Source organism: Pantoea phosphatilytica (assembly GCF_051025615.1).
In the GTDB taxonomy this organism is placed as follows: domain Bacteria; phylum Pseudomonadota; class Gammaproteobacteria; order Enterobacterales; family Enterobacteriaceae; genus Pantoea.
Genome location: NZ_JBPFDF010000001.1, coordinates 1,355,396 through 1,368,226, shown reverse-complemented (window position 1 = coordinate 1,368,226; position 12,831 = coordinate 1,355,396). Strand labels below are relative to the sequence as shown.

Below are 12,831 nucleotides of genomic sequence, written 5' to 3'. Positions count from 1 at the left end.
ACGCTTCGATCCACAGAATGCTAAGGGTATAGCAACTAACGCTATGATTCACCTTGTGGCTCTGGATATTTAAAACTTATTTTTAACGAACGGTCTCAGTTGCTCCGTTCAGATGTCATTGGTAATGGTTAAATAATGAACAAAACTGCCTTTTACGCCGATTTGAATCGCGATATGCGCGCCTTGCTGGCGGGAGAAACGGCGTTCCTCGCCGCAATGGGAAACTTCAGCGCGCTGCTGTACGAACGTCTCGAAGGTGTGAACTGGGCAGGTTTCTACCTGCTGACGGAAGCCGATACGCTGGTGTTGGGCCCGTTCCAGGGCAAAATCGCCTGTGTGCGTATTCCGGTCGGTAAAGGTGTGTGTGGCACGGCGCTGGCAGAAGAAAAAGTGCAACGCGTGGATGATGTGCATGCTTTCCCGGGCCACATCGCCTGTGACGCAGCCAGCAATGCTGAGATTGTGATTCCTCTGAAAGTGAATGGCACTGTGGTTGGGGTGCTGGACATTGACAGCGTAGTGTTCAATCGCTTTGACAGCGACGACGAATCGGGCCTGGTCACGCTGACTGATGGGCTTTGTGAAGTGCTTGCGAACAGCGACTTAGAAAAATATCTGCAGCTGACACGCAGCTAATCGACTGGATCACATGGCATTTAGCGATGTTGTCATTATAATGTCGCCTGTTCATGCCTGCGCTGGTCGGCAAACCCGTTGTAATCAGGAAATTTCATGGAAAATCAACCTAAGTTGAATAGCAGTAAAGAAGTCATCACGTTTCTGGCGGAGCGTTTTCCGCACTGCTTTAGCGCTGAAGGTGAAGCGCGTCCGCTCAAAATCGGTATCTTTCAGGATCTGGTCGAGCGTGTTCAGGGCGAAATGGGTCTGAGCAAAACACAGCTGCGTTCTGCGCTGCGTCTCTATACGTCAAGCTGGCGTTACCTTTACGGCATCAAAGCCGGTGCGATTCGTGTCGATCTCGACGGCAACGCCTGTGGCGTGCTGGACGAGCAGCACGTTGAGCATGCACGCAAGCAGCTCGAAGAAGCCAAAGCGCGCGTTCAGGCGCAGCGCGATCAACAGCGTGCCGCACGTCGTGAAGCAGGCGAGAGCGAAGAGGGCGCAGCACCGCGTCGTCCACGCAAGCCGGCCGCGCGTAAGCCTGCAGAAGGCGATGCACCGCGTAAACCGCGTCCTCAGAACACGGCACCGCGTGCGACCGCTTCACAACATCGCAAGCCCGCTCCGCGTCCGGAGCAGGAAGCCAAACCCATCACTGATACCTCAACTTTGCAACCCGGCCAGAGTATTAAAGTTAAAGCAGGCAAAAGTGCGATGGACGCCACCGTTCTGGAAGTATCGAAAGACGGCGTTCGGGTCCAGCTCGCTTCCGGCATGGCAATGATTGTGCGCGCAGAACATTTGCAGTTCTGAAACGGAGGCTAACCCCGGCATGAACACCCTTTTAAGAGTTGGACTTATTGCGGGCCTGCTGTTAGCAGGCCCTGCCTTCGGCGCAGAGAACATCACGCGCGCCGATCAGATCCCCCAGCTTCATGAAGACCCGCAGGACCCTACGGTCAGTGAGCGCGTAACCTCGCGCTTCACCCGTTCCCACTACCGTCAGTTCGACCTGGATCAGAACTTTTCAGCGAAGATTTTCGATCGCTATCTGAACATGCTCGACTACAGCCACAATGTGCTGCTGGCGTCAGATGTGGCGCAGTTTGCCAGCAAGAAAGGGACCGTTGGCGATGAGCTGCGCAGCGGCAAGCTGGATCTCTTTTACGACCTCTATAATCTGGCGCAGAAACGCCGTTTCGAGCGCTATCAGTATGCGCTGACGGTGCTGGCGCGTCCGATGAATTTCAGCGGCAATGACACTATCGACATTGATCGCGCAAAAGCCCCGTGGCCGAAAGATGAAGCGGAACTCAACGCGCTCTGGGATGCCAAGGTGAAATATGATCAGCTGAGTCTGAAGCTGGCGGGCAAAGATGATAAGGAGATCCGCGACGTTCTGACTAAGCGTTACAACTTCGCCATCCGTCGTCTGGCTCAGAGCAATGGCGAAGACGTTTTCCAGCTGGTGATGAACGCCTTTGCCCGCGAAATCGATCCGCACACCAGTTATCTGTCGCCGCGTAACACCGAGCAGTTTAACACCGAAATGAGCCTCTCCCTGGAGGGGATCGGTGCCGTGCTGCAGATGGATGATGACTACACCGTCATTAACTCGATGGTCGCAGGCGGCCCGGCAGCGAAAAGCAAAGCCATCACGGTAGGCGATCGCATCGTCGGCGTGGGTCAGCCCGGCAAGCCGATGGAAGATGTGATCGGCTGGCGTCTGGATGATGTCGTCGCCAAAATCAAAGGACCGAAGGGCAGCAAAGTGCGCCTTGAGATCCTACCTGCCGGTAAGGGCACCAAAACCCGTACCGTAACGCTGACGCGCGAAAAGATCCGTCTGGAAGATCGCGCGGTAAAAATGAGCGTTAAAAATGTCGGCAAGCAGAAAGTGGGCGTGCTGGATATCCCGGGCTTCTATGTCGGTCTGACCGATGACGTGAAAGTGCAGCTGCAGAAACTGCAGAAGCAGAACGTTGACAGCGTGGTGATCGATCTGCGCACCAACGGCGGTGGCGCACTGACCGAAGCCGTGTCACTTTCCGGGCTGTTTATTCCGAGTGGTCCGGTAGTGCAGGTTCGCGACAACAACGGTCGTGTGCGTGAAGACAGCGACAACGACGGCGTAGTCTACTACAAAGGTCCGCTGGTGGTGCTGGTCGATCGCTTCAGCGCCTCCGCCTCTGAGATCTTCGCAGCCGCCATGCAGGATTATGGCCGTGCGGTGATTGTCGGCGAACCGACCTTTGGTAAAGGCACCGTTCAGCAGTATCGTTCGCTGAATCGTATCTACGACCAGATGCTGCGTCCGGAGTGGCCGGCGTTAGGCTCCGTCTCCTACACCATTCAGAAGTTCTATCGCATCAACGGCGGCAGCACCCAGCGTAAAGGCGTCACGCCCGATCTGCTGATGCCAACCGGCGTGGAAGCGGCGGAAACCGGTGAGAAATTTGAGGACAACGCCCTGCCGTGGGACAGCATCAAGGCTGCAACCTATGTCAAAACCGGTGATATTAAACCGCTGGTTGCGCAGCTGACGAAGCAGCATGCTGAGCGTATCGCTCAGGATCGCGAGTTCCAGTACATCATGAAGGATATTGCACGTTTCAATGCCATGAAGGATAAACGCAACATCGTGTCGCTGAACCTGGCGCAGCGCGAGAAAGAGAATCGCGAAGATGATGCGTCACGTCTGGAACGTATCAACGCGCGCTACCAGGCCGAAGGCAAAAAACCGCTGAAAAACCTGGATGAGCTGCCGAAAGATTATAAAGAGCCCGATCCTTACCTCGATGAGACGGTGAAGATCGCCAACGATCTTGCGCAGCTGGAGAAAGCCCAGCCAGAAGCACCGGCGGCGAAATAACCCGCTGTTGTCCGCAAAAGCACCGCTCAGCGGTGCTTTTTTTTGCAGCTGAAAAAGTTTCCGGTAATCCGGGATTAGCGCGCCGAAAGCCGCCGGAATGCCGGTCCCGGCTTCAGACGTGTCAGAATGTAAAGTTATGTCTTTTTAGGCACTTAAACGTTAAGGTTGCTTGAAAACCAGCACAATGCTCATAGGATATGGATCCGCGTATAGGCGCGTGAACTACTGAGGAAGATTAACCAAAATGATGCGTATTGCTCTTTTCCTGATGACCAACCTGGCTGTGATGTTGGTATTCGGGCTGATTCTCAGCCTGACAGGGATCCAGTCAAGCAGTGTTCAGGGCCTGATGATTATGGCAGGTCTGTTTGGCTTCGGCGGTGCGTTTGTTTCACTGCTGATGTCGAAGTGGATGGCGCTGCGATCGGTTGGCGGTGAAGTGATTGAACAGCCACGCAACGAAACCGAGCGCTGGCTGATGGAAACCATTGGCCGTCAGGCCCGGCAGGCGGGCATTGCGATGCCGCAGGTGGCGATCTATCACGCCCCTGACATCAACGCCTTTGCCACGGGGGCGCGACGTAACGCCTCGCTGGTCGCTGTCTCGACCGGTCTGCTGCAGAACATGAGTCGCGACGAAGCGGAAGCGGTGCTGGCGCATGAAGTGTCGCACATCGCAAATGGCGACATGATCACCATGACGCTGATTCAGGGGGTGGTGAATACCTTCGTGATTTTCGTGTCACGGATTCTGGCGCAGATCGCAGCGGGCTTTATGTCCGGCAACCGCGATGATGAAGAGAGCAGCAACGGTAACCCGCTGGTCTATTTTGCGGTATCGATGGTGCTGGAACTGGTGTTTGGTATTCTCGCCAGCATCATCACCATGTGGTTCTCCCGTCACCGTGAGTTCCACGCCGATGCCGGTTCAGCGAAGCTGGTGGGACGCGAGAAGATGATTGCGGCCCTGCAGCGCCTGAAAACCAGCTACGAACCGCAGGAGCCCAGCAGCATGATGGCGTTCTGTATCAACGGCAAAGGGAAATCCTTCAGCGAGCTGTTTATGTCGCATCCGCCGCTGGACAAACGTATTGAAGCCCTGCGCAGCGGTCAGTATCTGAAATAGTGCTCAGCAGCATAAAAAAGGCGACCTCCGGGTCGCCTTTTTGTTTTGCCACCGTCAGGCGCGACTCTGCGTCATGCGCGAGACGCTGACCAGTGCCGCGACAGCGGCGAAACTGCCCGCCAGCAGCAGTGACGCATGCGTACCCCGCTCATCAAACAGATTAAACATCAGCGCAACCAGCGCCGCGCCCATACTCTGTCCCAGCAGGCGCGCGGTGCCCAGCATGCCGCTGGCGCCGCCGCTGCGATGGCGGGGTGCCGAGGTGACGATGGTATGGTTGTTGGGCGACTGAAACAGGCCAAACCCGGCACCGCACAGCATCATGCGCCAGATGATATCGCCATCGGTGGGATTAGCCGGCAGCCAGGCGAGCAGGAACAGCCCCAGGGCAAACATGGCCAGGCCGATGCCGCCCAGCAGCCCGGCGTGAAAACGCTCAATCAGCCGGCCCGCAATCGGCGCAAACACCATCGTCGCCAGCGGCCACGGCGTCAGCAGTAACCCCGTCGCCACCTCACCGCGCTGCAGGACGTTCTGCAGAAAGAAGGGCAGGGAAACCATCGCCAGCATCTGCGCGCAGAAGGAGCAGACTGAGGTGCCCATCGACAGGCTGAAAACCGGAATGCGCAGCAGATCCACCGGCAGCAGTGGCACCGCCATGTTCAGCTGACGCCGGATGAAGAACCCGCCGATAATCAGCAGCGCCACGACTTCCGCCAGCACCAGCAGATGACGCTGACCCTGAGCAAACCCGCTCAGGGCAGAGATGATCAGCCCAAAGAACAGCGCGTTCATGATGGCGCTGGGCACGTCGAATTTCTGGGTGGTCGCCTTCTGCGGGTTATCCGGCAGCGTGCGCAGCGCCAGCCAGAGCGCCACGGCCCCCAGCGGCACGTTAATCAGAAACAGCCATTTCCAGCTCGCCACCGACAGAATGGCGGCCGCCACCGTCGGCCCGGCCGCGGTGGAGACGGCTACGACCAGCGAGTTGATCGCCATGCCGCGCCCCAGATAGCGCTGCGGATAGATAATGCGTATCAGCGCCGTATTCACACTCATCAGCGCCGCGCCGCCCAGCCCCTGCAGCACGCGGGCGAAGGTCAGCATCGTCAGTGAAGTCGAGAAGGCGCAGAACAGCGAGGTGACGATAAATAGCGCAAGGCCCGCCTGATAGACGCGACGGTAACCGAGCATGTCGCCGAGAAACGAGAGCGACAGCAGTGAGACAATAATGGCTATCTGATAAGCATTCACAATCCAGATCGACTGCGCCGGGCTGGCGTTCAGCTCACGCGAAATCGTCGGCAGCGCGACGTTGGCAATCGCGCCATCCAGCACCGCCATCGTCAGGCCGAGGGCGATGGTGACAATCGCCTTGTAGCGTTGCGCCGTGGGTAAGCCATCCTGCGGGGGAGAAGGGGTCATAAGTTAACTACTAAAGAGGGTGAATATCATCATGCTAATCAAGTTAGCCGGGAAATGCAGCGATGCGGTAAATAAAAACTGTCTTAAAATATGACTTAATGGTTAAAGGATTGCTGCCCTGCGGTGCCTCGCTCTATACTAACAGTCCGTTCCATTTTTTTTGAAACAGCTTAACAAGGTGCGTGATGTCCTCTGCTGAAAATGATAAACAGCCCGATTCGGTCTCTTCGGTTCTCAAAGTGTTTGGCATTCTGCAGGCGCTGGGTGAAGAGCGCGATCACGGTATTACCGAGCTCGCGCAGCGTGTGATGATGTCAAAAAGCACCGTCTACCGTTTTCTGCAGACCATGAAGTCGCTGGGCTACGTCACCCAGGAGGGCGAGAGCGAAAAGTACTCCCTCACGCTGAAGCTGTTTGAATTGGGCGCGAAGGCACTGCAGAACGTCGATTTAATCCGCAGCGCCGATGTGCAGATGCGTGAGCTCTCGCGCCAGACCCGAGAGACTATTCATCTGGGCGCGCTGGAAGAGGACAGCATTGTCTACATCCACAAAATCGACTCGCTCTATAATCTGCGTATGTATTCGCGCATTGGCCGCCGTAATCCGCTTCACACCACCGCCATCGGCAAGGTCCTGCTCGCATGGCGCGATCGCAGCGAAGTGAATGAGATCCTGCGGGAAGTGGAGTTCAGGCGCAGCACCGCCAATACCCTGCTAAGCGCAGAAGCACTGCTGGCGGTGCTGGATCAGGTCAGGGTGCAGGGCTATGGCGAAGATAATGAAGAGCAGGAAGAGGGGTTACGCTGCCTCGCTGTGCCGGTGTTTGACCGTTTTGGCGTGGTGATTGCCGGCCTCAGTATCTCGTTTCCCACTATCCGGTTCTCAGAGGATGCCCGTCAGGACTATGTCAATATGCTGCACCGGGCGGCGCGCACGCTTTCTGCAGAGATGGGCTACCACGACTATCCGTTCTGAGCAAAAGCGGGCCATCCGGCCCGCCTGTCGTTAATTGTCGATCACTTCGCCGCTTTTCTTCAGCAGCGGACAATCCGTGACGCCCACTACGCCACTGTCGGTGTGCAGATACTGTGCGCTGATCACGCCGCGCGCGGTCAGGTAACTGCACTGCAGGCCGAGCCCGGCCGCATTCTTCGTACTGCCGGTCAGCACTCCGTAACCCGTAAACAGCATCGCCAGCCAGATCACCGCCAGCAGGCCTGTTGCGCGAATAAACAGTTTCATGAAGTCTCCTTGTGAAAGATAGCTCAGCGCCGCACAGGGTGCCGCCGGGTATAATGATATCAGCATGCCCGGCTTTTCTGGCGGAATCGATCAGAGATAACTGAAACGGCAAATTCTGCATTGCTGTTCGCCCCATTATCTTTTGCAGTGCCGACAGGTAGAATAGGCGGCTGTGATGTTCTGGTATTTCCACTTAGTTTTACGAGGCAGTTATGAATGAGTTAGCCGCAAATTCGGGATCGCTGGTCAGTTATGGCCTGCTGGTCATCATGGTGATTGTGGCGTTTATCGCCTGGTTCTTTGTTAACCGGGCCAGCGTGCGCGCCGGTGAACAGATCCGGTTACTGGAGTCGCTGCTCGAAGAGCAGAAGAAACAAAATCAGCTGCTGCGTCGGCTGATTGAGATGCAGCCAGGCGCAGAGCCAAAAAAAACCGATGACGATCGGGAGAAGCGCGACTTTATCCGGTTAATCCCGGAGCGATAATCACAGCAGGGAGGCGGGATGGCCTGGAAAAATCCGTGGTACGACAGCCGCAAAGCGCACCATACGCCTCAGGGCTTCTCGAATCCTGAACCGGATCTGCGGCAGCCAGGCGATCTGAAGCGCTGGCGCCGTGAGCGTAAAGCCGGGGGATTGCCGCTGCCGCCCCGGCAGGGCTACGCGGCTTTTGTCCGGGAGTGGTGGCAGCCTGCCGATCTCAGCGGCAGCGACGATCGTATCTGGTGGCTCGGCCATGCCGCCGTGCTGCTGCGCCTCAGCCAGCGCTATATCCTGATCGATCCGGTGCTCTCTTCCCGCGCCTCACCGCTGCCCTTTGCCGGTCCGCAGCGGAAAACGCCCGCGCCGCTCAGCATCGCCGATCTGCCGCGTCTTGATGTGGTGCTGATTTCACACAATCATTACGATCATCTGGATCGATCGACGGTGAAGGCGATTGTCCGCCGATTTCCGCAGGCGACCTTTGTTGTGCCGCTGGGGCTGGCGAAGTGGTGCAGGGCGCGCGGCGTCAGAGAGGTGCATCAGCTCGACTGGTGGCAGTCGATCACGCTCGGCGAACTGCACATCGATGCCGTACCGGCGCGTCACTGGAGTATGCGGACGCCCTTTGACCGTAACCGCTCACTCTGGTGCGGCTGGGTAGTGCGCTCAGCCGCCTGCCGTTTCTGGTTCTCCGGCGACAGCGGCTACAGCGACAGCCTCGCGGAGATCATCGCCCGGCTGGGGCCGTTCACGCTGGCTGCGCTGCCCATTGGTGCCTATGCGCCGCGCTGGTTTATGGCCGGGCAGCATATGGACCCGGATCAGGCGGTGGCGTTGTGGCAGAAGGCCGGCAGGCCGCTGACGCTGCCCATCCACTGGGGGGTTTTCGAACTGGCCGATGAGTCGCTGGATGCCCCTCCGCAGGAACTGGCGCAGGCGCTGTACCGGGCGCATGAGCGTAACGGCGACTTCGCGCCGTGGCGAATAGGGGAAAGCCGCCGTCTGAATAACGCTGCCCAGGAAACGTCCTAAAGCCTGGCGGGCAAATAAAAGCCAGCATTTTTTTATCCGGCATCAATTTTTTCAAATCGAAAGTTAAATTCTTAATAAGTAAAAAGGATGCCGTTGCTTTTATTTGGAGCAGTGCTTATGTCTGGCTCCTGCTTTTGGTGCAAAAAAAGTGTTACCTGTACGAAATAAGCGTCGCTGTACAGGATTGACGGCTGATTTCACATAACAGACATGGGTGCCGCTCTGCTTATTCATTCTGCCTCTGCCATATTTATGCAATATTTATTTCTTATGGTATCCATCAGGTTAGCGCCGGAAACCGCGCGTTAAAAAGGGGGCTGGCCGCGGCAGAGCATTATTCACACCGCGTTTTGTCCACCTCTCTGAACAGGCAATGTGAGCCTGACGTCAATTGTGTGCGCAGCCTCGCTGAGGCATTAAAAATGGCTTGCCATTATTTTTGGGATATGTGATAACAATTCGTGGGTTAAACGAGGTACAGTTCTGTTTATGCATGGCATCTTCAGTAAAGAAGTACGAGTAAAGACGTTGACGTTGAATACCGCTTCCTTGCCGAACCTTAATTAGTGCCTCATGCAGTAATGTCTCTGGTTTTTCTGTAAGACAGCCTTCGGGCTTAATAAACATCTAAAGGAATTTGCAAAATGGCAAAGATTAAAGGTCAGGTTAAGTGGTTCAACGAGTCTAAAGGTTTTGGCTTCATCACCCCTGCAGACGGCAGCAAAGATGTGTTCGTACACTTCTCTGCAATCCAGGGCAATGGTTTCAAAACCCTGGCTGAAGGCCAGAGCGTTGAGTTTGAAATTCAGGATGGCCAGAAAGGCCCGGCAGCTGTTAACGTCACTGCTATCTGATCCGATGCCAGCCCGGTGCATCGCACCCTGACCTGGAATTTTAAAGCCCTGGCTGCATAGCCGGGGCTTTCTTTATGCTTCCGATGCGGAAATGATAAGGTTACACTGCGCCGCGTTATCTGATGCCGGAGCACCTTATGTCCCTGATTTGCCCTCTTTGTCACACTTCTCTCACCCTGAAAGAACGCAGCTGGTGCTGTGAAAATCGCCATCAGTTTGACCAGGCGAAAGAAGGGTATGTCAATCTGCTACCCGTTCAGCATAAACGGTCGCGGGAACCGGGTGACAGTGCAGAGATGATGCAGGCGAGACGGGAATTTCTTGAGGCAGGCTATTATCAGCCGCTGCGGGAGCAGGTCGTCACGCTGCTCGCGTCCGTACTCCAGCAGCCTGCGTGCCGCCTTCTGGATATCGGCTGCGGCGAGGGTTACTACACCGCCGCGCTGGCCGAAGCCGCCGGTGAGGCGGCAACGATCTATGGGCTGGATGTCGCCAGAACAGCGATCCGGCTGGCGGCAAAGCGCTATCCGGCGGTACGTTTCTGTGTCGCCTCCAGCCAGCGCTTACCTTTTGCCGATGGATCGCTGGATGCGATTGTGCGGATTTATGCGCCCTGCAATGAAGCCGAGCTGGCGCGCGTACTGAAGCCGGGGGGGCTGGTGCTGACCGTCACACCCGGCCCGCACCATCTGCAGCAGTTTAAGGCGTTGATCTATCGTGAAGTGCAGCTGCATGTGCCGGAACAGAAATCCTATCCCGGTTTCCGCCAGCGGGCTCAGCATGCGCTGCGCTACCCGATGGCGCTGACGGGCGCGGCCGCGACAACCCTGCTGCAGATGACGCCGTTCGCCTGGCGTGCGCGTGAAGCGGTCTGGCAGACCCTGCAACAGAGTGAGCAGTTCAGCTGCGATGCAGACTTCAGCCTGACACTCTGGCAGCGCGACTAACGCGCCTCCACCAGCGTATGGTAGATGCGCTCCAGATCGTCGAGCTGCTGCACGGCAATCAGCAGCCGGCGCTGCTCCAGCTGCACCACCAGAATGCCATCCTCAGAAAGATTCATGCCCTGAATCCGCCGGTAATCGACCCAGACACCGGCGTAAAACAGTCCCGCGTTCTTCATTAGTAGCGTGGGTTTACGCAGCCAGAAAAGCCAGAACGCCAGAAAACTCAGCACCATCAGCAGGGAGGTGGTGAGCGGCGGGCCCTGATGGCTGAGATTATTCCAGAGCAGCATCAGCAGCAGCCCGATGAAAATCAGGCTGTCGATTTTATGCCGTCTCCGCAGCGTCACCCTTAACCGGGTCGGACCACGACGGCGGGGCAGGATCGCCTCATCATAAATCGCAAACAGCAGCAGGGCGGCAACACAGAGCGCGATCAGCGCATCGGTTAAAGACATGACAGCGGCCTCAGACAGGGCGGGATCAGCCGGGTATGGCCCGGCTCATCCTGCCAGCCGCCGGGCGGTGGCGTACCCGGCGGGATAAGATTACAGACCGAGCAGGCCTATCCAGTAACCGAAGATACCGATGGCGAAGAAGCCGACGATAATCCACAGCGCATTCACCTTACGGCGCAACAGCCACATGCAGCCGAAGGTGAGCAGCAGCGGCACGATGCCCGGCATCAGCTGATCGAGAATCGACTGCACCGTGGTTACTGTGGTTTTACCGGTCGAGTCAGTGATGCGTGACACCACCAGCGGGATGTTAACGTGCGTCCACTTGTTGACCAGCGCCCCCATTACAAACAGCCCCAGGATCGAGGCGCCCTCCGTGAGTTTCTGCAGGAAACCGCCGCCCATGTCGCTGACGATATCGATCCCTTTGCGGTAACCATAGGCCACACCGTAGTAGCGGGTCAGCAGGCGCGCGAGGTTGAACAGCACAAAGAACAGCAGCGGGCCCAGCAGGCTGCCGCTCATGGCGATACCGGCCCCCAGCGCGGCAAAGACCGGTCGCACCGTGCCCCAGAAGATGGGATCGCCCACCCCGGCCAGCGGTCCCATCAGCCCGACCTTCAGGCCGTTAATCGCCCCATCGTCGATGGCCGCGCCGTTGGCCCGCTGCTCCTCCATCGCCATCGTGACGCCCAGCACCGGCGCGGCCACATAAGGATGCGTGTTAAAGAACTCCAGATGGCGTTTAATCGCCTGTTTACGCGCCTCATTATTCTCAGGATAGAGACGGCGGATCACCGGCACCATTGAGAAGCAGAAGCCCAGCGCCTGCATACGTTCAAAGTTCCATGAACCCTGGAACAGGTTGGAGCGCAGAAAAACGGCGCGGACATCGCCGGGTGTCAGTTTCTTTTCGACCTTGGTTATATCGACCATGTGCTCACCTGTTCCTTAATCGAGTTCGTTATCGAGATCGTTTGGGGTCGCGGCAGCGGCGGGCGCACCCGCCGCACGGTTATATTTCGGGCTGAGCTGGATGTAGAGCACTGCCATCACCACGCCAATCACGCCCAGCGCCACCAGGTTGAAGCTGGTGAAAGCCGCCGTCACGAAGCCCAGGTAGAAGAAGGGCATCAGGTAGCCCGCGCGCATCATGTTGATCACCATCGCGTAACCGACCACCACAATCATGCCGCCCGCGATATTCAGCCCGTTGGTCACCACTTCCGGGATTGAACTGAGCAGGGCGTGCACCGCGCTGGTGCCGACAGAAATCGCCACGATCAGGGCCGGGATGGCGATACGCATCGCCTGCAGCAGCAGGGCTGAGACATGGATCCAGGAGATGGCCGTGAGATTGCCTTTTTCGGCCGCTTTGTCCGCCGCATGCTGGAAGGCGACGGTCAGCGTCCGCACGATAATCGTCAAAACCTGTCCGGCGGCGGCGAGCGGGATCGCCAGCGCGATACCGGCTCCGACGCTCTGACCGCCCGCGATAACCAGAATGGTCGAGATAATCGAGGCGAGGGCGGCATCCGGCGCCACGGCGGCCCCGATGTTCATCCAGCCCAGCGCGATCATCTCCAGCGTACCGCCGATAATGATGCCGGTTTTCATATCCCCCAGCACGATACCGATCAGAGTGCAGGCGACCAGCGGACGGTGAAACTGGAACTCATCCAGAATCGACCCCATCCCGGCAATACAGGCAACGATAAAAATCAAAATAATCTGTAGCGAGGTTATTTCCATCATACGTCGTGTCCTCAGCAG

The 12,831-nt window shown here is 57.3% G+C and carries 14 protein-coding genes; 9 read left to right on the top strand and 5 right to left on the bottom strand.

The window, feature by feature from the left end:
* The first annotated feature begins 135 nt into the window (after window positions 1–135).
* The 4 genes from ACR6AS_RS06740 to htpX all read left to right on the top strand — a co-directional run bounded on the left by ACR6AS_RS06740 (window position 136) and on the right by htpX (window position 4,619).
* Window positions 136–636, top strand: coding sequence for a GAF domain-containing protein (locus ACR6AS_RS06740; protein ID WP_111138849.1), 501 nt, complete (start codon window positions 136–138; stop codon window positions 634–636).
* A gap of 96 nt (window positions 637–732) precedes the next feature.
* Window positions 733–1,434, top strand: a complete 702-nt coding sequence (gene proQ, locus ACR6AS_RS06735) for an RNA chaperone ProQ (protein ID WP_111138850.1) — start codon at window positions 733–735, stop codon at window positions 1,432–1,434.
* Between the two features lie 19 nt (window positions 1,435–1,453).
* On the top strand, window positions 1,454–3,493 hold the full coding sequence (gene prc / locus ACR6AS_RS06730) for a carboxy terminal-processing peptidase (protein ID WP_293771177.1): 2,040 nt from the start codon (window positions 1,454–1,456) through the stop codon (window positions 3,491–3,493).
* A gap of 244 nt (window positions 3,494–3,737) precedes the next feature.
* Window positions 3,738–4,619, top strand: coding sequence for a protease HtpX (htpX, locus tag ACR6AS_RS06725; protein ID WP_111138852.1), 882 nt, complete (start codon window positions 3,738–3,740; stop codon window positions 4,617–4,619).
* 54 nt (window positions 4,620–4,673) lie between these two features.
* Here htpX and ACR6AS_RS06720 read toward each other — a convergent pair whose 3' ends face one another.
* Window positions 4,674–6,044: an MFS transporter gene (locus tag ACR6AS_RS06720; protein WP_111138853.1), complete on the bottom strand. Its 1,371-nt coding sequence runs from the start codon at window positions 6,042–6,044 to the stop codon at window positions 4,674–4,676.
* 185 nt (window positions 6,045–6,229) lie between these two features.
* On the opposite strand from ACR6AS_RS06720, the gene kdgR reads away from it, so the two are divergent.
* Window positions 6,230–7,021: a DNA-binding transcriptional regulator KdgR gene (gene kdgR, locus ACR6AS_RS06715; protein ID WP_434161539.1), complete on the top strand. Its 792-nt coding sequence runs from the start codon at window positions 6,230–6,232 to the stop codon at window positions 7,019–7,021.
* A 30-nt stretch (window positions 7,022–7,051) separates the two neighbouring features.
* On the opposite strand, the gene ACR6AS_RS06710 is transcribed toward kdgR, so the two are convergent.
* Entirely contained in the window at window positions 7,052–7,288 is a 237-nt protein-coding gene (locus ACR6AS_RS06710; RefSeq protein WP_111138855.1) for a YobH family protein, read from the bottom strand.
* A 212-nt stretch (window positions 7,289–7,500) separates the two neighbouring features.
* On the opposite strand from ACR6AS_RS06710, the gene ACR6AS_RS06705 reads away from it, so the two are divergent.
* From ACR6AS_RS06705 to rlmA, 4 genes are all read left to right on the top strand, one after another.
* Window positions 7,501–7,773, top strand: a complete 273-nt coding sequence (locus tag ACR6AS_RS06705) for a YebO family protein (RefSeq protein ID WP_111138856.1) — start codon at window positions 7,501–7,503, stop codon at window positions 7,771–7,773.
* Between the two features lie 18 nt (window positions 7,774–7,791).
* On the top strand, window positions 7,792–8,802 hold the full coding sequence (locus tag ACR6AS_RS06700; RefSeq protein WP_293771164.1) for an MBL fold metallo-hydrolase: 1,011 nt from the start codon (window positions 7,792–7,794) through the stop codon (window positions 8,800–8,802).
* Between the two features lie 644 nt (window positions 8,803–9,446).
* Window positions 9,447–9,656 carry a transcription antiterminator/RNA stability regulator CspE gene (cspE, locus tag ACR6AS_RS06695; protein WP_003852684.1) on the top strand — a complete coding sequence of 70 codons (210 nt, stop codon included), beginning with the start codon at window positions 9,447–9,449 and terminating at the stop codon, window positions 9,654–9,656.
* Window positions 9,657–9,793: 137 nt separating this feature from the next.
* Window positions 9,794–10,603 carry a 23S rRNA (guanine(745)-N(1))-methyltransferase gene (gene rlmA, locus ACR6AS_RS06690; RefSeq protein WP_111138858.1) on the top strand — a complete coding sequence of 270 codons (810 nt, stop codon included), beginning with the start codon at window positions 9,794–9,796 and terminating at the stop codon, window positions 10,601–10,603.
* Here rlmA and ACR6AS_RS06685 read toward each other — a convergent pair.
* The 3 genes from ACR6AS_RS06685 to ACR6AS_RS06675 all read right to left on the bottom strand — a co-directional run bounded on the left by ACR6AS_RS06685 (window position 10,600) and on the right by ACR6AS_RS06675 (window position 12,810).
* Complete coding sequence (locus tag ACR6AS_RS06685; RefSeq protein WP_111138859.1) at window positions 10,600–11,058, bottom strand: DUF986 family protein; 459 nt, start codon at window positions 11,056–11,058, stop codon at window positions 10,600–10,602. The two genes, rlmA and ACR6AS_RS06685, sit on opposite strands and share 4 nt — an antisense overlap.
* Window positions 11,059–11,148: 90 nt before the next feature.
* On the bottom strand, window positions 11,149–11,994 hold the full coding sequence (locus ACR6AS_RS06680; protein ID WP_111138860.1) for a PTS mannose transporter subunit IID: 846 nt from the start codon (window positions 11,992–11,994) through the stop codon (window positions 11,149–11,151).
* Between the two features lie 15 nt (window positions 11,995–12,009).
* Window positions 12,010–12,810 carry a PTS mannose/fructose/sorbose transporter subunit IIC gene (locus tag ACR6AS_RS06675; protein WP_111138889.1) on the bottom strand — a complete coding sequence of 267 codons (801 nt, stop codon included), beginning with the start codon at window positions 12,808–12,810 and terminating at the stop codon, window positions 12,010–12,012.
* Between the last annotated feature and the right edge of the window lie 21 nt (window positions 12,811–12,831).

Coding starts and splice junctions, on each gene's coding strand:
- ACR6AS_RS06710 (WP_111138855.1), bottom strand. CDS start 7,288: ATGAAACTGTTTATTCGCGCAACAGGCCTGCTGGCGGTGATCTGGCTG.
- htpX (WP_111138852.1), top strand. CDS start 3,738: ATGATGCGTATTGCTCTTTTCCTGATGACCAACCTGGCTGTGATGTTG.
- prc (WP_293771177.1), top strand. CDS start 1,454: ATGAACACCCTTTTAAGAGTTGGACTTATTGCGGGCCTGCTGTTAGCA.
- kdgR (WP_434161539.1), top strand. CDS start 6,230: ATGTCCTCTGCTGAAAATGATAAACAGCCCGATTCGGTCTCTTCGGTT.
- ACR6AS_RS06700 (WP_293771164.1), top strand. CDS start 7,792: ATGGCCTGGAAAAATCCGTGGTACGACAGCCGCAAAGCGCACCATACG.
- ACR6AS_RS06680 (WP_111138860.1), bottom strand. CDS start 11,994: ATGGTCGATATAACCAAGGTCGAAAAGAAACTGACACCCGGCGATGTC.
- rlmA (WP_111138858.1), top strand. CDS start 9,794: ATGTCCCTGATTTGCCCTCTTTGTCACACTTCTCTCACCCTGAAAGAA.
- ACR6AS_RS06675 (WP_111138889.1), bottom strand. CDS start 12,810: ATGGAAATAACCTCGCTACAGATTATTTTGATTTTTATCGTTGCCTGT.
- ACR6AS_RS06720 (WP_111138853.1), bottom strand. CDS start 6,044: ATGACCCCTTCTCCCCCGCAGGATGGCTTACCCACGGCGCAACGCTAC.
- proQ (WP_111138850.1), top strand. CDS start 733: ATGGAAAATCAACCTAAGTTGAATAGCAGTAAAGAAGTCATCACGTTT.
- cspE (WP_003852684.1), top strand. CDS start 9,447: ATGGCAAAGATTAAAGGTCAGGTTAAGTGGTTCAACGAGTCTAAAGGT.
- ACR6AS_RS06740 (WP_111138849.1), top strand. CDS start 136: ATGAACAAAACTGCCTTTTACGCCGATTTGAATCGCGATATGCGCGCC.
- ACR6AS_RS06705 (WP_111138856.1), top strand. CDS start 7,501: ATGAATGAGTTAGCCGCAAATTCGGGATCGCTGGTCAGTTATGGCCTG.
- ACR6AS_RS06685 (WP_111138859.1), bottom strand. CDS start 11,058: ATGTCTTTAACCGATGCGCTGATCGCGCTCTGTGTTGCCGCCCTGCTG.